We start from the raw sequence: 20819 nt of genomic DNA on the forward strand, positions 1-20819 counted from the left end.
ATCGGTGACGTCACTGCACCGGCGCTGGACGCTTCCTGCAAAAATGCTGTGAGTCGCTGACCGTTCGACGGCGTCGGTCAGCGCAGCAGGCGGCGCAGCCCGTCGAGGGCGCCGTCGATCAGCCGGATCGCGGTGCGCAGCTGGGTGTCGTTGAACTGTCGGGCGCGCACCAGTCGGCCCACCTCGGCGGTGAAGCCGGCCAGCCGCTGGTCGAGTTCGTCGAGCAGCTCGCCGTGCGGCCCGGCGGTCGACGCCGGCCGGGGCGGCGGCGCGGGGGCCTCCCACCGGGGGGCCCGCCGGGTCTGCCGGGTGGCCTCGCTCAGCTCTCGCTTGAGGTCGCGCACCGATCCGCGTACCTCGCTGCGGATCTCCCCGGCCAGGCTGGAGAGGTCGGCCACCGCGGCCGCGATGTCCGTCTCCAGCGCGGTCAACTCGTCGGCCCGCTGGCGTAGCTCCGCGCGGCCGGCGTCGGTGATGTCGTACGTCTTGCGGCCACCGGCGGCGGTGTGGCTGACCAGCCCCTCGACCTCCAACCGTTGCAGGCGGGGGTAGATGGTGCCGGCGCTGGGCGCGTACAGCCCGAGGAACCGGTCCTCCAGCAGGCGGATCAGCTCATAGCCGTGCTTCGGGCCGTCGTCGAGGAGCTTGAGCAGGTAGAGCCGGAGCCGCCCGTGGCTGAACACGGAGGTCACGGCAGCTCCTCCCCGTCGTGGTCGACCGCTCGGGCGAGCAGGGCGATGCTCCCCGAGGTCGCGGAAGCCCAGAGTTTACCTTCGCCGGCACCGAGCACCCCCTCGCTGCTGGGCAGTGGGAACGTCGAGGTGCGCAGCTGCGGAAAGCCGCTGGTGATGCGGCCGGAGGCGGTGTTCAGCCGGACGGCGAGGTCGCTGTCCTCGCGGACCCGGACGGTGATGCTGCCCGAGATGGTGGTCAACCGGATGTCGCTGCGCCGGGGGTTGTCCAGGTCGCAGGTGATGGCGCCGGACACGGTCTGCGCCTGCACCCGCTCGGCGGCGCTGTCGGCGAGGATCACCTCCCCGGAGACCGTCTCCAGGGTGAGGTCGCCGCGCACGCCGAGCGCCTCCACCGGCCCTGAGGTGAGCTTCGCGGAGGTGCTGCCGCGCAGCCCCATCAGGGTGATCTGCCCGGCGACGACGGTGGCGGTGGTCTGTCGGCGCAGGCCGGAGGCGACCAGCGAGCCGGCGACCAGGTCGAGATCGGCGAGGACGTCGGCGGGCACGGCGACGGAGACGTCCACCCGGGGGTAGCGGTGGATCATTCGGAACCACCGCAGGACGTCCGACCAGCCCCGACCGCGCTCCTGGCGGATAGTGAGCCGACCGTCGCTGTGGTCGATCAGCACCGGCCGGCGGCCGACCTGGGTGACGTCGATCCGGGTCGGCCCGTCGGTGGCGACCACGTTGAGCCGCCCACTGATCAGTCGGACGTCCAGCCGGGCGACCGGAGCGTCCAGGGTGAGCCGCTGCGGGCTCTCGATCGTCCATCCGGCCATGGCGTCTCCCCTCTCGACGACGCGCGGACGCGCGCCGAACACGAGAAGACTGTAACGCGATACATCGCGATAGAACAAGACCGACCGGCTTGTCGTCGCTCCCCTCAGGCCGCCAGGTCCAGCTCCCGATCAACGGCCGGCGTCGGCACGGAAACCGCCGGGGGCACCGTGGGCACCGGCCGCAGCCGGGCCCGCGCCACGGCACCCGCCGCCGGCAACAGGTGTACGGCCGACTCGGCGGCCCGGGCCAGCAGCCGCCGATCGGCGTCACCGGCCGGGTGCAGCGCGGCGGCGACCGTCACCGAGAGCACCAGTTCCCGTGCCGCGACCACCCGTGCCACCGAGCGCAGCAGGGTGTCCGCGCCAAGGAAGGCGGCCACCGTGGTGCTCGACCCGGTCACCGCGTAGCGATAGGTGAGCCGCAGCGGCACCACCGGGCTGCCCGTGTCGATGGCCGCCTGGAACGTCGCGGGCCGGAAACCACCACCGGGCCGGCAGTCGGTGGCCCCACTCGCGGCACACCACGTCGTACCCTCGGGAAAGACCGCCACCGACCGCCCGGCGCGCAGCGCGTCGGCGACCCGGTCGACGGTGCCCGGCAGCGCCAGCGGCCGGGAACGGTCCACGAAGACCGTGCCCGCCGCAGCGGCCAGCAGGCCGACCACCGGCCAGGAGCGGATCTCCCGCTTCGCGACCATCCGGGTGGGCGCGACCGCCAGCACCGCGAGAATGTCCAGCCAGGACATGTGGTTGGCGACCAGCAGCGCGCGTCGGCGGGGCAGCCGACCCCGGACCACGAGGCGGACGCCGAAGGCCCGCACGGTGGCCCGCGCCCACCCGCTGAGCAGCGCCTGCCGTTCCCGGGTGGGAAGCACCGGCAGCAGCACCACCACCGCGACCCCGGCCAGTAGCATGCCGAGCGCGGCGACCAACCGCAGCACCCGGCGGCCCATCGGCACCGTCGGCACCTCGCCGGCCGCCGGCAGGCAGCCGTCGTCGCAGCCCGAGGCGGGCCGCCACAGGTCGCGCGCGGTCACCGCTGCTCCCCGCCCAGGAAGTGCCGCAGGTAGCGCGGGTTCATCCGGTCCAGCGAGAAGAGCACGTAGAAGTCCGCGCACCCGAAATCGCTGTCGTACGACGGCTCGCCGCAGATCCACGCGCCGAGCCGGAGGTAGCCGCGCAGGAGCGGCGGAATCGCGACCGGCCGGCCCGGGGCAGCGGCGGCCGGGCTGGCGGCGGCAGCGGGCTCGGCGAACCAGGGCCGCAGGGGGCGGACCCGCAGTGGCGGCGGCGACAGGTGCCGGGCCTGGGCCTGGGACCACACCTCGGCCACCATCCGCCCGCCGTCGGTCACCGGCACCGACGCGCAGCCGCCGAGCCAGCGGGAGCCGCGCAGGTGCAGGTAACGGGTCAGCCCGGCCCACATCAGGTTGATCACCGCGCCGGAGCGGTGATCCGGGTGCACACAGGACCGGCCCGTCTCGACCAGGTCGTCGCGGAGCGGGTCGAGCGCCGTGAGGTCGAACTCGCCCTCGGCGTACCGGCGACTGGTCCGCCCCGGCGGCAACAGCCGGTACGTGCCGACCACCGCACCGGTGCTGTCCTCGCGGACGATCAGGTGGTCGCAGTACGCGTCGAAGGAGTCCACGTCCAGCCCGGGCTCGCCGGGGCGGAGGGTGGCGCCGAGCTCGGTGGCGAACACCTCGTGGCGCAGGCGTTGCGCGGCCGCGACCTGGGTCGGGTCGTCGGCGATCAGCAGGGTGTATCCGGTGGTCGTCAAGGGGGCGCCAGCGGCATGCAGAACGGCCATGGGATCTGTGTAAGGGCCCCGGTTGCCATCCACGGGGACCACTGGTGTCGGCCGGATGAACGCCGGCCGGCGGATGGTTCCCCGCGCGAGCGTGCGAGGCTGCGGGACAGGCCGGCGACGACGCCGGCACGCCCCCACCGGAGGTCGACGATGCGCATCGAAGCCCACTACAACGGGCCCGCCGGCTCCGGCAACGGCGGCTGGAGCGCGGGGATCTTCGCCGCCGAGGCAGGCGGCGGGCCGGTCGAGGTGACGCTGCGCCGGCCACCACCACTGGAGACCGAGCTGACCCTGATCGACGGCGAGGTCCGGGACCCGGGCGGCGACCTGGTGGCCGAGGTACGCCCGGCCGGGGCGATCGACGCGGTCGTACCCCCGGTCGACCTGGAGACGGCGACGGCCGCCGCGGCCCGCTACCCCGGCCCGGTCGAGCATCCGTTCCCCAGCTGTTACGTCTGCGGGCCGCAGCGGGCCGACGGGCTGCGGATCTTCCCCGGCCGGCTGCCGGACGGCCGGACGGCCGCGCCGTTCCGCGCGCCCGCTCAGGTCAGCGGGGCCACGGTCTGGGCGGCGCTGGACTGCCCCGGCGGTTGGGCGGTGCTCGCGCCGGGCCGGCCGTACCTGCTGGGCCGGATCGCCGCCGTGGTCGCGGCGCTGCCCCGGCCGGGAGACGAGTGCGTGGTGACCGGGGCGTTGCTCGGCGTCGATGGCCGCAAGGCGCTCGTGCACACCAGCCTGTACGGCCCGGACGGCGCGTTGCTCGGCGCGGCGCGGGCCACCTGGATCGCCCGGTGAACCCGCCTGTCGTTCGCAAGGAGGAGCCTCCTCCGTCCCACGACGGACGCGAACGTACTGACCGCGCCTGATTGACCTTGTTGCCCCGGGCCGTCACGCTGTGCCACGGCGTACTCGACGCCACACGGGAGGAGAACGATGACTGACGGGCAGCGAAGCCCCACCAGCGACGGTCAGATCGTGGTGTCCGGTCTGACGAAGCAGTACAAGAACGTCCGGGCGGTGAACAACCTGTCCTTCACCGTGGCGCCGGGGCGGGTGACCGGCTTCCTCGGCCCGAACGGCGCCGGTAAGACCACCACGCTGCGCATGCTGCTGAACCTGGTCACGCCGACCGCCGGCACGGCCACCATCAGCGGCCAGCGGTACGTCGACCTCGCCGACCCGCTGCGGCACGTCGGCGCGGTGCTGGAGGCGTCCAGCGCGCACAAGGGCCGCACCGGCATCAACCACCTGCGGGTCATCTGCGCGGCGGCCGGGCTGCCGAAGCAGCGGGCCGACGAGGCGCTGGCCCTGGTCGGGCTGACCCCGGCGGCGACGCGCAAGTTCAAGGGCTACTCGTTGGGCATGAAGCAGCGGCTCGGTATCGCCGCCGCGATGCTCGGTGACCCCCGCGTGCTGATCCTCGACGAGCCGGCCAACGGGCTCGACCCGGAGGGCATCCGGTGGATGCGCGGGTTCCTCAAGAACCTCGCCCAGGAAGGCCGCACGGTCCTGGTCTCCAGCCACCTGCTGTCGGAGATGCAGCTGCTCGCCGACGACGTGGTGATCATCGCGGCCGGGCAGCTGGTCCGGCAGGGTCCGGTCGAGCAGGTGCTCGGCTCGATGGCGCAGAGCGCGCGGGTCCGGGTCCGCACCCCGCAGGTCGAGGCGCTGACCGCCGCCCTCACGGCGCAGTCGGCGACCGTCGACATCGACGAGCAGGGCGTCCTGCTGGTCGGCGGGGTGGACGCCCCGACGATCGGCCGGTCCGCCCTCGCCGCCGGGGTCGAGCTGCACGAACTGACCACCGAACGGCCCGATCTGGAACGGGTCTTCCTGGAGCTGACGGCCGGAAAGGCGGGCATCCGATGAACCTGGTCCGATCCGAGCTACTCAAGATCCGCACTACCAGCACCTGGTGGTGGCTGGCTCTCGGCGCGTTCCTGTCGATCGCCATGGCGTTCGCGTTCAACGCCTGGTACGCCGTGACCGTCCTCGGCGGCGACGGCGCGGAGTTCGGCGCCAGCCCGGAGCAGTCGACGCCGGCGGCGCAGGCGGCGAACCTCTACACCTCGGGCCAGTACCTCGGCCTGATGTTCGTGATGCTCATCGGCATCCTGATGGTCACCAACGAGTTCTTCCACCAGACCGCGACCACGACGTTCCTGACGACTCCCCGGCGAACCTCGGTGATCGTCAGCAAGCTCGTCGCGGCCAGCGTGCTCGGCTTCTTCTTCTGGCTGGCGACCACGCTGATCGACTTGGCGGCCGGCGCGATCTTCCTGTCGGCGAACGACTACGGGGCGCAACTCGGTGAGTGGCCGGTGCAGCGGGCGCTGCTGTTCAACCTGCTGGCGTACGCCATCTGGACGATCCTCGGGGTGGGCATCGGCACGCTGATCAACAACCAGCTCGGCGCGGTCATCACGGCGGCGGTGCTCTATCTGATCGGCACCCAGGTGGTGGGTCTGCTCTTCCTGCTCCTGTCGAACCTCCTCGACAGCCAGGCGGTGCTCAAGTGGCAGGTGATCTGGCCCGCGGTGGCCTCCCAGGTCATGATCGCGGAAGGTACCTCGGAGTTCACTCCGTCCTGGTGGGTCGGCGCCCTGGTGCTGATCGGCTACGCGCTGGTCAGTGGCGTTGTCGGCGTCCTGCTCACCCGGCGGCGCGACATCGCCTGACGGCGGCTGCGACCCCGGGGCGATGACGACAAGCTCGCCGCCCCGGGGTCGGGCCACCGCCGTCGACGACCGGCGGCGGCCCGGCCGGGCGGCGTTGTCGGCGTCCTGCTCACCCGGCGGCGCGACATCGCCTGACGGCGGCTGCGACCCCGGGGCGATGACGACAAGCTCGCCGCCCCGGGGTCGGGCCACCGCCGTCGACGACCGGCGGCGGCCCGGCCGGGCGGGTGCTACCAGCTGGACCCGGTACGCGCAGGTGTTGCTGAACTTCTGGCATCTTCTGTGAAACCGACCACGGGACCGAGGCGGAAATGCCTGCGGGATCGGTACGGCGTAGCCTGGGAGCCGTCCACTCCGCGCTCCTAATCGGGCGCGGCGGGACACACCGCGTGCCACACAACCCGCGTGAAAGAGGCGATTACCGGCCGTGTCGACCCAGCAGACTTCGCAGGAGAACCCACTGGCGGGTTTCGGCCCGAATGAGTGGATCGTCGAGGAGATGTACCAGCGTTATCTCGCTGACCCATCGAGCGTCGATTCGGCCTGGCACGACTTCTTCGCCGACTACCGGCCGGCACCGGGCGCAGGCACCGGGCGCGGCACCGAATCGTCGGACAAGCCGGCCGCCGCTCCCGAGCCGGACGGCCAGCCGGAGGCTGCCGCCACGGTCACCCAACCGAGCGCCCCGGCCAAGCCGGCCGCCCCGAGCAAGCCGGCCGCCGCCCAGCCGGCAGCGGCCAAGCCCACCGCTGCGGCCAAGCCCGCTGCTCCGGCCACGTCCAAGGAGACGCCGGAGAAGGCCGCCGCGGCCAAGCCGGCCGCCAAGGCCGCCGCGCCGACCGCCGACGGTCCGCAGACCACGCCGTTGCGGGGCGTCGCCGCGAAGATCGTCCAGAACATGGACGCCTCGCTGAGCGTGCCCACCGCGACCAGCGTGCGCGCGGTCCCGGCCAAGCTGCTCGTCGACAACCGCATCGTGATCAACAACCACCTCGCCCGGGGGCGGGGTGGCAAGGTCAGCTTCACCCACCTGGTCGGCTACGCCATGGTGCGCGCGCTGGTGCAGCACCCCGAGATGAACAACTCCTTCGCCGAGGCCAACGGCAAGCCGGCGGTGGTCCGCCCGGCACACGTCAACCTCGGCATCGCGATCGACCTGGCCAAGCCGGACGGCAGCCGCAACCTGGTGGTCCCCTCCATCAAGGGCTGCGAGCAGATGGACTTCCGGCAGTTCTGGCAGGCGTACGAGGACGTGGTCCGTCGGGCGCGGCGCAACGAGCTGACCATGGAGGACTACTCCGGCACCACGATCTCGCTGACCAACCCGGGTGGCATCGGCACCGTGCACTCGATGCCGCGGCTGATGCAGGGGCAGAGCGCGATCATCGGTGTGGGCGCGATGGAGTACCCGGCCCCCTACCAGGGGATGTCCGAGGCCACCCTGGCCGAGCTGGCGGTCAGCAAGATCATCACGCTGACCAGCACGTACGACCACCGGATCATCCAGGGCGCCCAGTCCGGCGAGTTCCTCAAGGCGATGCACGAGCTGATCCTGGGTGAGCACGGCTTCTACGACCAGATCTTCACCGCGCTGCGCATCCCGTACGAGCCGGTGCGCTGGATGCGCGACGTCGCGGTCAACTCCGAGGGTCAGATCAACAAGACCGCCCGGGTGCACGAGCTGATCCACGCGTACCGGGTGCGCGGTCACCTGATGGCCGACACCGACCCGCTGGAATTCAAGATCCGTAAGCACCCCGACCTGGACGTCCTCCAGCACGGGCTCACCCTGTGGGACCTGGACCGCGAGTTCCCGGTCAACGGCTTCGCCGGCCGGCAGCGGATGAAGCTGCGCGAGATCCTCGGCGTGCTGCGCGACTCGTACTGCCGCCGCGTCGGCATCGAGTACATGCACATCCAGGACCCGGAGGAGCGGCGCTGGGTCCAGGAACGGATCGAGCGCAAGTACGAGAAGCCGTCCGCCGACGAGCAGAAGCACGTGCTCAACCGGCTCAACGCCGCCGAGGCGTTCGAGACCTTCCTCCAGACGAAGTACGTCGGCCAGAAGCGCTTCTCGCTGGAGGGCGGCGAGTCGCTGATCCCGCTCCTCGGTGAGGTGCTGGAATCCTCCGCCGAGAACGGGCTGGACGAGGTCGTCATCGGCATGGCCCACCGGGGTCGGCTCAACGTGCTGGCCAACATCGTCGGCAAGCCGTACGAGAAGATCTTCTCGGAGTTCGAGGGTCACCTGGACCCGCGCTCGACGCAGGGCTCCGGCGACGTGAAGTACCACCTGGGCCAGAACGGCAAGTTCACCACCCCCGACGGCGAGCACGCGGTCAAGGTGTCGGTGGTGGCCAACCCGTCGCACCTGGAGGCCGTCGACCCGGTGCTGGAGGGCATCGTCCGGGCCAAGCAGGACCGGATCGACCTCAAGCTGGAGGGCTACACCGTGCTGCCGCTGGCGGTGCACGGTGACGCCGCCTTCGCCGGGCAGGGCGTGGTCGCCGAGACGCTCAACCTGTCGCAGCTGCGGGGCTACCGCACCGGCGGCACCGTGCACGTGGTGGTCAACAACCAGGTCGGCTTCACCACCGCCCCGGAGTACAGCCGGTCCAGCCTCTACAGCACCGACGTGGCCCGGATGATCCAGGCGCCGATCTTCCACGTGAACGGCGACGACCCGGAGGCGGTCGTCCGGGTGGCCCGGCTGGCGTTCGAGTACCGGCAGACGTTCAACAAGGACGTCGTGATCGACATGGTCTGCTACCGCCGGCGTGGGCACAACGAGGGCGACGACCCGTCGATGTCCAACCCCCAGATGTACAAGATCATTGACTCGAAGCGCTCGGTCCGCAAGCTCTACACCGAGGAGCTGATCGGGCGCGGCGACATCACCGTGGAGGACGCGGAGGAGCTGCTGCGCGACTACCAGGCGCAGCTGGAGAAGGTCTTCAAGGCCACCCGGGACGCGGCCTCGGCACCCCGCCAGCTCAACCGGCCGCGCCGCGAGGAGGAGCCGGAGCCGCAGGTCGACACCGCCACCGACGCCTCCGTGATCAAGGCCATCGGCGAGGCGCACATCAACCTGCCCGAGGGCTTCACCCCGCACAAGCGGATCCAGCAGTTGCTCGACCGGCGGGCCAAGATGTCCACCGAGGGCAACATCGACTGGGGCTACGGCGAGATCATCGCGTTCGGGGCCCTGCTGCACGACGGGGTCACCGTCCGGCTCGCCGGGCAGGACTCGCGTCGCGGCACGTTCGTCCAGCGGCACGCCTCGGTGGTCGACTCCCGCACCGGGGACGACTACCTGCCGCTGAAGTCGCTCACCGGCGACGGCGAGCGCTCCCGGTTCTTCGTGCACGACTCGCTGCTCAGCGAGTACGCGGCGATGGGCTTCGAGTACGGCTACTCGGTGGAGAACATCAACGCCCTCGTCGCCTGGGAGGCCCAGTTCGGCGACTTCGTCAACGGCGCCCAGTCGGTGATCGACGAGTTCATCTCGTCCGGTGAGGTGAAGTGGGGCCAGCGCTCCGCCATCACCCTGCTGCTGCCGCACGGCCACGAGGGTCAGGGCCCGGACCACACCTCCGGCCGGCCGGAGCGGTTCCTGCAGATGTGCGCCGAGGACAACATGCGGGTGTCCATTCCGACCACCCCGGCGAACTACTTCCACCTGCTGCGCCGCCAGGCCCTGTCGCCCAAGCGCAAGCCGCTGGTGGTGTTCACACCGAAGTCGCTGCTGCGGCACAAGCTCTGCGTCTCGTCGGTGGAGGACTTCACCACCGGCACCTTCCAGCCGGTGCTGCGCGACACGGCCGCCCCGGCACCGGAGTCGGTGAAGCGGGTGCTGCTCTGCTCCGGCAAGGTCTACTACGACCTGTTCCAGGCCCGGCAGGAGCGCGGCGTCACCGACACCGCGATCATCCGGATCGAGCAGCTGTACCCGCTGCCGGTGGAGGAGATCCGGGCCGCCCTGGCGCAGTTCCCGAACGCGGAGGACTTCGCCTGGGTGCAGGAGGAGCCGGCCAACCAGGGTGCCTGGTCGTTCGTCGCGCTCAACCTGCTGGAGCACCTCACGGACGTGCGGCTGCGGCGGATCTCCCGCCCGGCCGCGGCCGCCCCGGCGGTCGGCTCGGCCAAGACCCACGAGGTCGAGCAGAACGCGCTGATCGAAGCGGCTCTCCCCCGCCCGTGACCTGACCTGACCTGAGCACGGAAGCCGGGGCAGGGCCGTTTCACCACGGTCCTGCCCCGGCTCTCGTAGGTCCCGCCGGCCAGGTCTCACCACCCACCTACCCGCCCGGTCCGCACCGGGCCGAGCACGAGGACGTGCCCATGTACTTCACCGACCGTGGCATCGAGGAGTTGGTCGAACGCCGGGGCGACGACCAGGTGACCCTGGAGTGGCTGGGCGAGCGCCTGCGCGATTTCGTCGACCTCAACCCCGAGTTCGAGACCCCCATCGAACGCCTGGCCACCTACCTGGCCCGCCTGGACGACCCCGACGACGACGCCTAACAGCCTGTTTCACCCCCGGTGATCAAGAGCTTTCGGTCACCATTGGGGGCCGGCGTGACGCAAACTTCTTGATCACCGGGCAAGGGGGTGGGACGTGGCACGGAGTGTTTACCTCACCAGCGTGGGGTCCGGCGGGGGCAAGTCGGCCGTCGCGCTCGGGTTGGCGGAGTTGTTGTCCCGGCAGGTCGGGCGGATCGGCGTGTTTCGGCCGCTGGTGGCTGACGGCGGCGGTCCGGACCCGATCCTCGCCCTGCTGAGCGAGCGGTACCGGGTCGAGGTGCCGCTCGCCGAGCTGGCCGGGGCGAGCTACGCCGAGGCTGCGGCGCTGGTCGCCGACGGCCGGCGAGAGGAGCTGATCTCCGCGATCGTCGAGCGCTACCGGGCGGTGGAGCGGCAGTGCCCCGCGGTGGTCGTGGTGGGCAGCGACTTCGACGACCCGGGTGATCCGGCCCGCCCCCGGGAGTTGGCCTTCAACGCCCGGTTGGCCACCGAGTTCGGCAGCGTGGTGGTGCCGGTGGTGGACGGCTTCGGGCAGGAGCCGGCAGCGGTCGCGTCGGCCGTACGGGGGGCGTACCACGATCTGGCCGACCTGGGCGCGACGGTGCTCGCGGTCATCGCCAACCGGGTGGCCGCGCCGATGACGTTGCCCGACCTGCCGGTCCCCGCGTACGCCATCCCGGAGGTGCCGAGCGTGTCGGCGCCGACGGTGGCCGAGGTGGCGGCGGCGCTCGACGCCACCCTGCTGGCCGGGGACGACGCCGCGCTCGGGCGCGACGTGCTGGATTTCGTGGTCGGCGCGGCGCACGTGCCGACCCTGCTGGGCCACCTCACCGAAGGCGCCCTGGTGATCACCCCTGGGGACCGGGCCGACCTGCTCGTCGCGGCGAGCGCCGCGCACGTGGCCGGGCAGGTGTCGGTGGCCGGGTTGGTGCTCACCCTGGGCGTTCAGCCCGACCCGAGGGCCATGCGGCTGGTGGAGGGGCTGAACACCGGGCTGGCGGTGCTTTCGGTACGCAGCGACAGCTACGACACGGTGGCCGCGTCCAGCCGTATCGAGGGCCGGCCCAGCGCGGCCAATCCCCGCAAGGTGGAGGCCGCGCTCGGCGCGTTCGAGCGCTGTGTGGACACCGACGACCTGGCCCGTCGGCTGCGGGTCAGCCGGTCGGCACGGGTCACCCCGCTGATGTTCGAGAACGAGCTGATCGACCGGGCCCGCTCAAAGCCCCGGCACCTGGTGCTGCCGGAAGGCACCGACGAGCGGATCCTGCGCGCGGCGGAGATCCTGCTGCGCCGGGGAGTGGCCGAGCTGACGGTGCTCGGCCGGCCCGACGAGATCGCCCGGCGCACCCGCGAGCTGGGCATCGACCTCGGCGACGCGCACGTGGTCGACCCGGGCACCAGCGGGTGGCGCGACGACTTCGCCGCCGAGTACGCCCGGCTGCGCGCCCACCGGGGGGTCACCGCCGAGTTGGCGTACGACATCGTGGCGCAGCCCAACTACTTCGGCACGCTGATGGTGGCGACCGGCCGAGCCGACGGCATGGTCTCCGGTGCGACGCACACCACCGCCGCCACCATCCGGCCGGCGTTCGAGATCATCCGTACGCTGCCGGACGTCTCGGTGGCGTCCAGCGTCTTCTTCATGCTGCTCGCCGACCGGGTGCTGGTCTACGGCGACTGCGCGGTCAACCGTGACCCGGACGCGGCCCAGCTCGCCGACATCGCGATCTCGTCGGCCGACACGGCCGCCCGGTTCGGCATCGAACCCCGGGTGGCCATGCTGTCGTACTCCACCGGCAGTTCCGGCGCTGGCGCGGACGTGGAGAAGGTCGCCGCGGCCACCGCGCTGGTCCGGGAACGCCGGCCCGACCTGCTGGTCGAGGGGCCCATCCAGTACGACGCGGCGATCGACCCGACGGTGGCGGCGACGAAGCTGCCGGACAGCCCGGTCGCGGGCCACGCCACGGTCTTCATCTTCCCGGACCTGAACACCGGCAACAACACGTACAAGGCGGTGCAACGCTCCGCCGGGGCGGTCGCCGTCGGCCCGGTCATGCAGGGCCTGCGCCGACCGGTGAACGACCTGTCCCGGGGCGCGTTGGTGACGGACATCGTCAACACGGTGGCGATCACCGCCATCCAGGCCGCCACCGAGGAGGCGTCGTGAGTCAGGTGCTGGTGCTCAACTGCGGGTCGTCGTCGGTGAAGTGGCGCCGCTACGACGGTGACCGGGCCCTCGACCACGGCACCATCGAGCGGATCGGTGAGCCCGGCGGCGGCCCGGCTGACCACACCGGTGCGGTCCGGCAGATCCTGGACGGGCTGGACCTGACCGGGCTGGCGGCGGTCGGGCACCGGGTGGTGCACGGCGGCCGGACGTTCAGCGCGCCGGTGCTGGTCGACGACGCGGTGCTGGCCGCGATCAAGGACCTGGTGCCGCTCGCCCCGCTGCACAACCCGGCCAACCTGGCCGGCATCGAGGTGGCCCGGGCGGCACTGCCGGACGTCCCGCAGGTCGCCGTCTTCGACACCGCGTTCCACCACACCCTGCCCGAGGCCGCCGCGACGTACGCGATCGACCGGGACACCGCCGAGCGGTACGACATCCGCCGGTACGGCTTCCACGGCACCTCACACGCGTACGTGTCCCGGCGCACCGCCGAACTGCTGGGCCGCCCGTACGAGCAGATCAACACGATCACCCTGCACCTGGGCAACGGGGCCAGCGCCTGCGCGGTGGCGAACGGCCGCAGCGTCGCCACCTCGATGGGCATGTCCCCGTTGCAGGGGCTGGTGATGGGGACTCGCAGCGGCGACATCGACCCCACCGTGATCTTCCACCTGCGCCGGGAGGGCGGGCTGTCGGTGGACGACATCGACGACCTGCTGAACCACCGCAGTGGCCTGCTCGGGCTGACCGGCGTCAACGACATGCGCGAGGTGCTCGAACGCCGGGCGGGCGGCGACCAGGCGGCGGCGTTGGCCTTCGACGTGTACTGCCGGCGCATCACCGGCTACGTCGGGGCGTATTACGCGCTGCTCGGCCGGGTCGACGCGATCGCCTTCACCGCCGGGGTCGGCGAGCACGCCGCGCCGGTGCGGGCCGCCGCGCTGGCCGGGCTGGGCCGGCTCGGCATCACCGTGGACGACGCCCGCAACGACGGCGGCGACGGCGACCGGTTGATCTCGCCTGACGGTGCCGAGGTGAGCGTCTGCGTCATCCGCACCGACGAGGAGCGGGAGATCGCCCGGCAGACCCGCGACGTGGTCGGGGCCGCCTGACCCACCGATCAGCCGGTCGCGAGCCAGGCGACGAGTGCCACCACCACGACGACGACCACTGCCGCACCGATGATGAGCGGCAGGCGGGACGGGGCCTCCGCCGGTGCCGTGGCCTCCGGCGTCTGGGTGAAGGCGCGGAACGCCTCGGTGTTGCCGCTGGGGTCTGTGTAGTTCTCAGGCATGCCGGTGACCCTAGCGAAGCTGGTCACGTGGCACCGTCCCCGGCCCACGGCGTCCCAGGGGTGGGGCCCGGCCGGTGGAGGTGACCGGACCGGGTGGCGGGTGCACCCGAGCCGGACGGTGGGGCCACCACGCCCGTGCGGGCACCTACCGTGAAGCGATGGGGGCGGGTCGGCTGGTGGCCGTACTGGTGACGGCGCTGCTGGCCGGTTGCGCGCCGACCACGGCGGTGGCTGGCGGCGGCACCGGGCCAGCCTCGGCGCGTCGTGCGCCCGAGGGGTCGTACGCCGTCGGCGTGCGTACGCTCACCCTCGATCCGCACTCGGCGCGCCCGCTGCCGGTGACGATCTGGTACCCGGCGTCGACCGCTCAGGTGGCGGCCGGGCGGTTCCCGGTGGTGATCTACAGCCATGGGCTGGGCAGCCTTCCCGAGTTGCACGCCAACCTGACCGCCCGCTGGGCGGCGGCCGGTTTCGTGGTGGCCGCACCCGCGTACCCGCACACCCGACGGGGTGCCGCGCACTTCACCCGGGCCGACGTACGCCACCAGCCGGCCGACGCCTGGCGGCTGATCCGGCACCTGGCCGGCCTCGACCGGAGCCGGGTCGACCCGCTCGCCGGGCACCTCGACCTGACGTCGGTCGCCGCCGCCGGGCACTCGGCGGGCGGCTTCACCACCTCCGGCATGTTCAGCGAGGGCCACCCGACCCGGCTGCGCGCCGGGATCGTGATCGCCGGGGGCGGGTTGCCGGGCAGCTTCGCCGGGCCGGCCGCGCCGGTGCTCTTCGTGCACGGCACGGCCGACCCGGTGGTGCCGGTGACGGTCGGCCGGGCCGCGTACGCGCGCACCCCCGGGCCGGCCGCGTTCCTCAGCCTGCTCGGCCAGGACCACGGCGCGTACCTCACGCCGGGCCACCCGGGTTTCGCCCCGGTCGTCGCCACCACCACGGACTTCCTGCGCTGGACCCTCTACGGCGATCAGGCCGCCGGTGCCCGCCTGCCCGCCGTCGCCCGCTCCCCCCTGACCCGCTACGAGTCCCGCCCGGCCCACTGACCTCGGTTGAGCAGGCGTGCGCTTGGTGAGCGGGCGGGCACACCGGGTCGAAGTCCATCGGGCAGGTCTGCGGGGCAAGGCACAATCGGATTCATGTCGCGACGCGTCACCCCCGCACTGATGGCCAGCGCCCTCCTCATGGCCGGTCTGGTCGGCTGCTCGGCGGACGCCAGGAAGACCGAGGGCCAGCAGGTGGCCGTCGAACCACCGCCCGCCGCCACACCCACACCGCAGGTTCCCGCCGGGAAGGCCCCGCAGCGCACCTTCGCGGTCGGCGTACGCCAGCTGAAGCTGAACCGGGACGGCCGGGCGCTGCCGACGACGCTCTGGTACCCGGCGGCCGGGCAGTCCGGCGGCTCGGCCAGGCGGTCGGCGACGGCGGCGGAAGGCCGGTTCCCGGTGGTGATGTTCAGTCACGGCCTGGGTGGGCGGCCGGACGACTACGCCACCTTGCTGACCCGCTGGGCGGCGGCCGGTTTCGTGGTGGCCGCGCCGGCGTTCCCGCACACCTCCCGAGGTGCTGACAACAACGTCCTCGACGTGCTCAACCAGCCGGCCGACGTGTCGTACGCGTTGGATCAGGTGTTGGCGTTGGACGGCAGGGCCGGCGACGCGTTGCGCGGCCGGTTGGACGGCGAGCGGGTGGCCGCCGCCGGGCACTCGGCGGGCGGGGTGACCACCATCGGCCTGTTCACCGCGAGCCGGGACGAACGGCTGGACGCGGGGGTGGTGTTCGCCGGCACGGCGCTCGGTGTGGGCACCGCGTTCGCCGGTGCGGCCGCGCCGCAGTTGTTCGTGCACGGCGAGCTGGACGAGGTCGTCGAGTACGCGGCGGGCAAGGCCGCCTACGACAAGGTGCCCTGGCCGAAGGCCATGCTGAGCCTGCCCAAGGGCGACCATGGGCGGGCGCTGCTCAGCGACGGCGCGACGCTGCGGGTCGTGTCGGACACGTCGGTGGAGTTCCTGCGCTGGTCGCTGTACGGCGACCCGGATGCCAAGAAGCGCATCTCCACCGACGCGACGCGCGGCGACATCGCCACCTTCGACGACCACCTCTGAGGTCCCCGGTCGGTCGACCGGGGACCGCGAAGGCCGGGCGCGTCAGGCGGTGTGGTCGACGACGACCTTTCCGAAGGCGTCACCGGAGTGCATTCGGGCGAAGGCGTCCTCGACCCGGCTGAACGGGATGACGCTGTCCACCACCGGGCGCACCTCGTTGTCGGAGCAGAACGCCAGCAGCTCGTACAGCTCGCCGGGGGTGCCCATCGAGGTGCCCAGGATCTCCAACTGCATGGCGAAGACCCGGCGCAGGTTGACCGACGGCTCGTGCCCAGCGGTCGCCCCGGAGACCACGATCCGGGCCATCGGCGCGGCGGACTTCAGCGAGTGGTCGAAGGTGGCCGCGCCGACCGTCTCGATCACCACGTCCACCCGCTCCGGCAGCCGGGCGCCGGGCTCGACGGCGGTGGCGCCGAGGGCCGAGATCCGGTCCCGTTTGCCGGCGTCGCGGCTGGTCGCGTACACCCGCTTGCCCATCGCGACGGCGAGCGCGACGGCCGCGGTGGCCACGCCGCCGCCCGCGCCCTGCACCAGCACGCTGTCGGCGTCCGCGACGCGGCCCTTGGTGGTCAACATCCGCCACGCGGTCAGCCAGGCCGTGGGCAGGCACGCCGCGTCGGTCGCCGCCATCCCGTCGGGCAGGGGGATCAGGTTCGACCGGGGTACGACCACCCGCTCGGCGAACGTCCCGTTGAAGTGCTCGGAGAGGATGGAGACCCCCCGCGGGTCACCCGGGGTGACGACCACCGGGTACACGACCACCGGCCGCCCGTGCGGGTCCAGTCCGACCGCGTCGCAGCCGAGGATCATCGGCAGCTGTGCCTCGGTGAGACCCACCCCGCGCAGCGACCAGAGGTCGTGGTGGTTGAGCGAGGTGGCCCGCACCTGCACGGTCACCCAGTCGTCGTCCGGCGGGGTCGGCTCGGGCCGCTCGCCGACGGTGAGCGCGGCGAGCGGATCGGCGTCGTCGAAACGGGAGGCAAAGGCAGCACGCATGATCGGCACGGTAACAAGCTGAGCGCCCGTTAAGAAGGCGTGCGCGCGGGCCGCCCGGGGCGCACCCCGGCCCATGCCTACGCACGAGCCGGGGGCGCGTACCGGCTAGCGGCGGGCGACGCCGTCGCGGCGGGCGGCTTCGGCGACCGCCTCGGCCACGGCCGGCGCGACGCGCGGGTCGAGCGGGGACGGAACGATCGCGTCGGCGGTCAGCGACTCGGCCACCACCCCGGCGATGGCGTCCGCGGCGGCGACCTTCATCGCCTCGGTGATCCGGGTGGCACCGGCGTCCAGCGCGCCCCGGAACACCCCGGGGAAGGCAAGCACGTTGTTGATCTGGTTGGGGTAGTCACTGCGCCCGGTGGCGACCACCGCGACGTGTCGCGCGGCCACCTCGGGGTGCACCTCGGGGGTGGGGTTCGCCAGCGCGAACACGATCCCGCCGGGTGCCATCTGCGCCACCGCCGCCTCGGGGATCTGCCCGCCGGAGACCCCGACCAGCACGTCCGCGTCGCGCAGCGCCTCGGTGATGTCGCCGTGGCGGCCGTCGGTGTTGGTGCTCTCCGCCAGCTCGGCCTTGGTGCCGGTCAGCTCGGTGCGGTGCCGGCCGATGATCCCCTTGGAGTCGCAGACCACCACCTGGTCCGGGTTGACGCCCCCGGCGATCAGCATCTTCGTCACGGCCACGCCGGCCGCGCCCGCGCCGCTCACCGCCACCCTCAGGTCACCGAGCTTGCGGTCGAGCAACGTCGCGGCGTTGCGCAACGCGGCGAGCACCACGATCGCGGTGCCGTGCTGGTCGTCGTGGAAGACCGGGATGTCCAGCGCCTCGTCGAGCCGACGCTCGATCTCGAAGCAACGCGGCGCGCTGATGTCCTCCAGGTTGATCCCACCGAACGAGGGCGCCAGCGCCCGCACCACCGCGACGATCTCGTCCACGTCCTGGGTGTCCAGGCACACCGGCACCGCGTCCACCCCGGCGAACTGCTTGAACAGCACCGCTTTACCCTCCATCACCGGCAACGCGGCCCGGGGGCCGATGTTGCCCAGCCCGAGCACCGCCGAACCGTCGGTGACCACCGCGACCGTGTGCGACACCCAGGTGTAGTCGTCCACCAGGGCAGGGTCGGCGGCGATCGCCTCACACACCCGGGCCACCCCCGGGGTGTACGCCAGGGAGAGGTCCTCCCGGCTGGTGAGCGGCACGGTCGAGGTGACGGCCATCTTGCCGCCACGGTGCAGCAGGAACACGGGATCAGCGGGGTCCACGGTGGACGAAGACATGGTGGTGACTCCAGGATCTGTCGAGCAGATGTGAGGCGGCCGGCCCCGCCGCGAGGTGGGCGGCGAGCGGTGGCACGCGGTGCGGGGGGTCACCCGGGCACTTTCCGAGCATAGTGTCGGCACCACCCCCCGGATGTGAGCAGGGTCATAACTGGCGGCGAGGTACCCGCCCCGGACGCGGCCAGTAGCGGGCCAGTACCCGTCCGCGCACGTCGGCCACCCCGTACGCCCGGGAGTCGTCGGTGATCAGGTCGTTGTCGCCGCGTAGCCACCAGCCACCGTCGTGCGGCCGGACCGCACGCTTCACCACCAGCAGATCGGGGCGGGTCCGAAAGACCGCGACCACCACGTCGCCGGCCCGGATCGGGCGGCCACCGGGGCGAACCAGCACCGCGTCGCCGTGCCGCAGCGTCGGGGCCATGGACGGGCCGGTCACCAGAACGGCGGTCAGCGGCCCGCGCAGCCGGGGCACCTCAGCCGGGTGATCGGCGGCCACTGGTTTCACCTCCACCCCGTTCGGGGAGCATCCCCAGGAGTAATGTCGCCTTTGATCATCGCAAACTTCCCATGGAGGATCCCGATGCGACTTCCGCGCATCCTTGCGCCCCGCGTCACCGCGAGCGCTCACTGCGACCTACCGTGCGGTGTCTACGACCCGGCTCAGGCCCGGATCGAGGCCGAGTCGGTCAAAATGATCTGCGAGAAGTACCAGGCGAACACCGACCCGGAGTTCCGCACCCGCGCCGTCATCATCAAGGAGCAGCGCGCCGAGCTGGTCAAGCACCACCTCTGGGTGCTGTGGACCGACTACTTCAAGCCGCCGCACTTCGAGAAGTACCCGAACCTGCACAGCCTGTTCAACGAGGCCACCAAGCTCGCTGGCGCCGGTGGCGTCAAGGGCAGCCTCGACCCGGCCACCGCCGACAAGCTGCTCGCGAAGATCGACGAGATCTCGAAGATCTTCTGGGAGACCAAGAAGGCGTGACCTCCCCGGTCAACCCAACGGTCCGGCCGGCACGTCCCGAGGACGTGCCGGCCGTCGTCGCCATGGTGCACGAGCTGGCCGAGTACGAACGCGCCCCGGAGCAGTGCCACCTCACCACCGAGCAGCTGACCTCGGCCCTGTTCGCGACTGCTCCAGGTCGCGGCGTGGCGTCAGACGCGCCGAACTGGAGCGGTCGTACGACGGCTCCGGCGCTCTTCGGTCACGTCGCGGTCAACGAGTACGACGAGCCGGTCGGCTTCGCGCTGTGGTTCCTCAACTTCTCCACCTGGGCCGGTGTGCACGGCATCTACCTGGAGGATCTCTACGTCCGCCCGGCGGCCCGGGGCACCGGCGCCGGTCGACTGCTGCTGGCCACGCTGGCCGACCTCTGCGTACGGCGGGGCTACCAGCGGCTGGAGTGGTGGATGATCGACTGGAACCCGGCCGCCGGTTTCTACGCCTCGATCGGCGCGAAGCCGATGAGCGAGTGGGTTCCCTATCGGCTCAGCGGCGACGCGCTCCACGAGTTGGCCGAGCACGCCACCACCGCCGGCACGCGTACGGGCGACTGACCGGGTAGAGTCCCCGACCGGGGGGATGAGGCGTGACTCAACTGACTGGCCAGCCAGCGACTGACGATGACGTGGTGCACCTCACGGTGCCCGCCGACGGCAGTTACCTCGGCGTGCTTCGTACCGCCACCGCCGGTCTCGCGGCCCGGTTGCAGTTCGCGCTCGACGAGATCGAGGATCTGCGCATCGCGGTCGACGAGGCGTGCGCCATGCTGCTCGCCATCGCCACCCGGGACGCCGAGTTGGAGTGCCGCTTCGCGGTCACCGAGGACGCGCTGACCGTCGAGGTGACAGTGCCGACCGTGCGCGGTGCCACCCTGCCCGCCGAGTCGTCGTTCGCCTGGAAGGTGCTCACCGCGCTGACCACCTCGGCGTCCGCCTCCTCCGCCGACGGTCGGGCCACGATCGCGCTGCTCACCCGCCGCTCCGGCGGTTACTGACCGGTCCGGCACACCGGCGCGGTCACTCGAAGCCGAGGGCGCGGGTCGTCGGTGGGCAGACCAGCAGCCAGCCCACGCCGAGGCCGAGCGCCATCAGCGGTACGCCCAGCCAGCCCAACCCGGCCTGGATCATGAACCACCCGATCGGCAGCAGCATCAACTGGAGCACGATCGCGGGGGCGCGTGCGCCCGCCTGACGGCGCAGCAGCGCCCGGCCCAGTGCCCAGAGCGCGACGGCCGCTCCGACGGCGAACGCGGTCACCAGCAACGCGGCCAGCAGGTCGGTGCGGGTGGCCGTGAGGTCGGCCCAGACCAGCCAGACGGCGATCAGCCCGACGACGGCCGCCTCCGCCCACAGCAGCCGGACCGCCCAGCGGAGCGTGACGGGGATCGGGTCCGAGTCGATGGTCACGCGCGCCACGATACCCGGGCCGCCGGAAGG

22 protein-coding genes are annotated in these 20819 nt (G+C 72.2%); 13 read left to right on the top strand and 9 right to left on the bottom strand.

The window, feature by feature from the left end; translation table 11 throughout:
* Nucleotides 1-77: 77 nt before the first annotated feature.
* The 4 genes from EV382_RS20375 to EV382_RS20390 form a co-directional block, all read right to left on the bottom strand.
* Nucleotides 78-692 (bottom strand): PadR family transcriptional regulator, encoded by a 615-nt coding sequence (locus EV382_RS20375; protein ID WP_130404216.1) that lies wholly within the window; start codon nucleotides 690-692, stop codon nucleotides 78-80.
* A complete protein-coding gene (locus tag EV382_RS20380; protein WP_130404218.1) occupies nucleotides 689-1513 on the bottom strand; it encodes a DUF4097 family beta strand repeat-containing protein in 825 nt (274 codons plus the stop codon). Before EV382_RS20380 ends, EV382_RS20375 begins: the two co-directional genes overlap by 4 nt.
* A gap of 104 nt (nucleotides 1514-1617) precedes the next feature.
* Nucleotides 1618-2550: a lysophospholipid acyltransferase family protein gene (locus tag EV382_RS20385; RefSeq protein ID WP_130404220.1), complete on the bottom strand. Its 933-nt coding sequence runs from the start codon at nucleotides 2548-2550 to the stop codon at nucleotides 1618-1620.
* A complete protein-coding gene (locus tag EV382_RS20390) occupies nucleotides 2547-3323 on the bottom strand; it encodes a GNAT family N-acetyltransferase (RefSeq protein WP_130404222.1) in 777 nt (258 codons plus the stop codon). The genes EV382_RS20385 and EV382_RS20390 overlap by 4 nt, the downstream gene beginning before the upstream one ends.
* Before the next feature lie 150 nt (nucleotides 3324-3473).
* Between EV382_RS20390 and EV382_RS20395 the strand changes: the two genes are divergently transcribed.
* From EV382_RS20395 to EV382_RS20430, 8 genes are all read left to right on the top strand, one after another.
* Complete coding sequence (locus tag EV382_RS20395; RefSeq protein WP_130404224.1) at nucleotides 3474-4118, top strand: hypothetical protein; 645 nt, start codon at nucleotides 3474-3476, stop codon at nucleotides 4116-4118.
* Nucleotides 4119-4256: 138 nt separating this feature from the next.
* The gene (locus EV382_RS20400) at nucleotides 4257-5192 is read left to right on the top strand and encodes an ABC transporter ATP-binding protein (protein WP_130404226.1); all 936 of its coding nucleotides are present in this window, start codon (nucleotides 4257-4259) and stop codon (nucleotides 5190-5192) included.
* Nucleotides 5189-6001, top strand: a complete 813-nt coding sequence (locus tag EV382_RS20405; RefSeq protein ID WP_130404228.1) for an ABC transporter permease — start codon at nucleotides 5189-5191, stop codon at nucleotides 5999-6001. The genes EV382_RS20400 and EV382_RS20405 overlap by 4 nt, the downstream gene beginning before the upstream one ends.
* Nucleotides 6002-6023: 22 nt before the next feature.
* On the top strand, nucleotides 6024-6287 hold the full coding sequence (locus tag EV382_RS20410) for a hypothetical protein (RefSeq protein WP_130404230.1): 264 nt from the start codon (nucleotides 6024-6026) through the stop codon (nucleotides 6285-6287).
* Between the two features lie 141 nt (nucleotides 6288-6428).
* Complete coding sequence (locus EV382_RS20415; protein ID WP_130404233.1) at nucleotides 6429-10202, top strand: multifunctional oxoglutarate decarboxylase/oxoglutarate dehydrogenase thiamine pyrophosphate-binding subunit/dihydrolipoyllysine-residue succinyltransferase subunit; 3774 nt, start codon at nucleotides 6429-6431, stop codon at nucleotides 10200-10202.
* 140 nt (nucleotides 10203-10342) lie between these two features.
* Nucleotides 10343-10525 carry a DUF6104 family protein gene (locus EV382_RS20420; RefSeq protein WP_130404235.1) on the top strand — a complete coding sequence of 61 codons (183 nt, stop codon included), beginning with the start codon at nucleotides 10343-10345 and terminating at the stop codon, nucleotides 10523-10525.
* Nucleotides 10526-10619: 94 nt separating this feature from the next.
* Nucleotides 10620-12692, top strand: coding sequence for a phosphate acetyltransferase (gene pta / locus EV382_RS20425; RefSeq protein ID WP_130404237.1), 2073 nt, complete (start codon nucleotides 10620-10622; stop codon nucleotides 12690-12692).
* Nucleotides 12689-13807: an acetate/propionate family kinase gene (locus EV382_RS20430; RefSeq protein WP_130404239.1), complete on the top strand. Its 1119-nt coding sequence runs from the start codon at nucleotides 12689-12691 to the stop codon at nucleotides 13805-13807. The genes pta and EV382_RS20430 overlap by 4 nt, the downstream gene beginning before the upstream one ends.
* Before the next feature lie 8 nt (nucleotides 13808-13815).
* On the opposite strand, the gene EV382_RS32845 is transcribed toward EV382_RS20430, so the two are convergent.
* Nucleotides 13816-13989 (bottom strand): hypothetical protein, encoded by a 174-nt coding sequence (locus EV382_RS32845; protein ID WP_165435835.1) that lies wholly within the window; start codon nucleotides 13987-13989, stop codon nucleotides 13816-13818.
* A 158-nt stretch (nucleotides 13990-14147) separates the two neighbouring features.
* Between EV382_RS32845 and EV382_RS20435 the strand changes: the two genes are divergently transcribed.
* Together EV382_RS20435 and EV382_RS20440 are read left to right on the top strand one after the other, a co-directional pair.
* Nucleotides 14148-15041 carry an alpha/beta hydrolase family protein gene (locus EV382_RS20435; protein WP_130404241.1) on the top strand — a complete coding sequence of 298 codons (894 nt, stop codon included), beginning with the start codon at nucleotides 14148-14150 and terminating at the stop codon, nucleotides 15039-15041.
* Between the two features lie 93 nt (nucleotides 15042-15134).
* A complete protein-coding gene (locus EV382_RS20440) occupies nucleotides 15135-16100 on the top strand; it encodes an alpha/beta hydrolase family protein (protein ID WP_130404243.1) in 966 nt (321 codons plus the stop codon).
* A 42-nt stretch (nucleotides 16101-16142) separates the two neighbouring features.
* Here EV382_RS20440 and EV382_RS20445 read toward each other — a convergent pair whose 3' ends face one another.
* The 3 genes from EV382_RS20445 to EV382_RS20455 form a co-directional block, all read right to left on the bottom strand.
* The gene (locus EV382_RS20445) at nucleotides 16143-17105 is read right to left on the bottom strand and encodes a zinc-binding dehydrogenase (protein ID WP_208758459.1); all 963 of its coding nucleotides are present in this window, start codon (nucleotides 17103-17105) and stop codon (nucleotides 16143-16145) included.
* Nucleotides 17106-17201: 96 nt separating this feature from the next.
* Nucleotides 17202-18380 carry an NAD(P)-dependent malic enzyme gene (locus tag EV382_RS20450; RefSeq protein ID WP_130404247.1) on the bottom strand — a complete coding sequence of 393 codons (1179 nt, stop codon included), beginning with the start codon at nucleotides 18378-18380 and terminating at the stop codon, nucleotides 17202-17204.
* A gap of 145 nt (nucleotides 18381-18525) precedes the next feature.
* The gene (locus EV382_RS20455; RefSeq protein WP_244236770.1) at nucleotides 18526-18876 is read right to left on the bottom strand and encodes a S24/S26 family peptidase; all 351 of its coding nucleotides are present in this window, start codon (nucleotides 18874-18876) and stop codon (nucleotides 18526-18528) included.
* 84 nt (nucleotides 18877-18960) lie between these two features.
* Here EV382_RS20455 and sodN point away from each other — a divergent pair, with 84 nt between their 5' ends.
* From sodN to EV382_RS20470, 3 genes are read left to right on the top strand one after another with little or no spacing between them, the layout of a single operon-like run.
* Nucleotides 18961-19365: a superoxide dismutase, Ni gene (sodN, locus tag EV382_RS20460; RefSeq protein WP_088987805.1), complete on the top strand. Its 405-nt coding sequence runs from the start codon at nucleotides 18961-18963 to the stop codon at nucleotides 19363-19365.
* A complete protein-coding gene (locus EV382_RS20465) occupies nucleotides 19362-19937 on the top strand; it encodes a GNAT family N-acetyltransferase (RefSeq protein ID WP_130404249.1) in 576 nt (191 codons plus the stop codon). The genes sodN and EV382_RS20465 overlap by 4 nt, the downstream gene beginning before the upstream one ends.
* A 32-nt stretch (nucleotides 19938-19969) precedes the next feature.
* Complete coding sequence (locus EV382_RS20470; RefSeq protein ID WP_130404251.1) at nucleotides 19970-20377, top strand: ATP-binding protein; 408 nt, start codon at nucleotides 19970-19972, stop codon at nucleotides 20375-20377.
* A gap of 22 nt (nucleotides 20378-20399) precedes the next feature.
* Here the strand turns inward: EV382_RS20470 and EV382_RS20475 are convergent, their stop codons facing one another.
* Complete coding sequence (locus EV382_RS20475; RefSeq protein ID WP_130404253.1) at nucleotides 20400-20789, bottom strand: hypothetical protein; 390 nt, start codon at nucleotides 20787-20789, stop codon at nucleotides 20400-20402.
* Between the last annotated feature and the right edge of the window lie 30 nt (nucleotides 20790-20819).

This window comes from Micromonospora violae (genome assembly GCF_004217135.1).
GTDB lineage: Bacteria > Actinomycetota > Actinomycetes > Mycobacteriales > Micromonosporaceae > Micromonospora > Micromonospora violae.

Excerpts from the sequence above, each read along its gene's own strand:
- EV382_RS20380 (WP_130404218.1), bottom strand. The coding sequence starts at position 1,513 with ATGGCCGGATGGACGATCGAGAGCCCGCAGCGGCTCACCCTGGACGCT.
- EV382_RS20390 (WP_130404222.1), bottom strand. The coding sequence starts at position 3,323 with ATGGCCGTTCTGCATGCCGCTGGCGCCCCCTTGACGACCACCGGATAC.
- EV382_RS20395 (WP_130404224.1), top strand. The coding sequence starts at position 3,474 with ATGCGCATCGAAGCCCACTACAACGGGCCCGCCGGCTCCGGCAACGGC.
- EV382_RS20400 (WP_130404226.1), top strand. The coding sequence starts at position 4,257 with ATGACTGACGGGCAGCGAAGCCCCACCAGCGACGGTCAGATCGTGGTG.
- EV382_RS20405 (WP_130404228.1), top strand. The coding sequence starts at position 5,189 with ATGAACCTGGTCCGATCCGAGCTACTCAAGATCCGCACTACCAGCACC.
- EV382_RS20410 (WP_130404230.1), top strand. The coding sequence starts at position 6,024 with ATGACGACAAGCTCGCCGCCCCGGGGTCGGGCCACCGCCGTCGACGAC.
- EV382_RS20420 (WP_130404235.1), top strand. The coding sequence starts at position 10,343 with ATGTACTTCACCGACCGTGGCATCGAGGAGTTGGTCGAACGCCGGGGC.
- EV382_RS32845 (WP_165435835.1), bottom strand. The coding sequence starts at position 13,989 with ATGCCTGAGAACTACACAGACCCCAGCGGCAACACCGAGGCGTTCCGC.
- EV382_RS20435 (WP_130404241.1), top strand. The coding sequence starts at position 14,148 with ATGGGGGCGGGTCGGCTGGTGGCCGTACTGGTGACGGCGCTGCTGGCC.
- EV382_RS20440 (WP_130404243.1), top strand. The coding sequence starts at position 15,135 with ATGTCGCGACGCGTCACCCCCGCACTGATGGCCAGCGCCCTCCTCATG.
- EV382_RS20450 (WP_130404247.1), bottom strand. The coding sequence starts at position 18,380 with ATGTCTTCGTCCACCGTGGACCCCGCTGATCCCGTGTTCCTGCTGCAC.
- sodN (WP_088987805.1), top strand. The coding sequence starts at position 18,961 with ATGCGACTTCCGCGCATCCTTGCGCCCCGCGTCACCGCGAGCGCTCAC.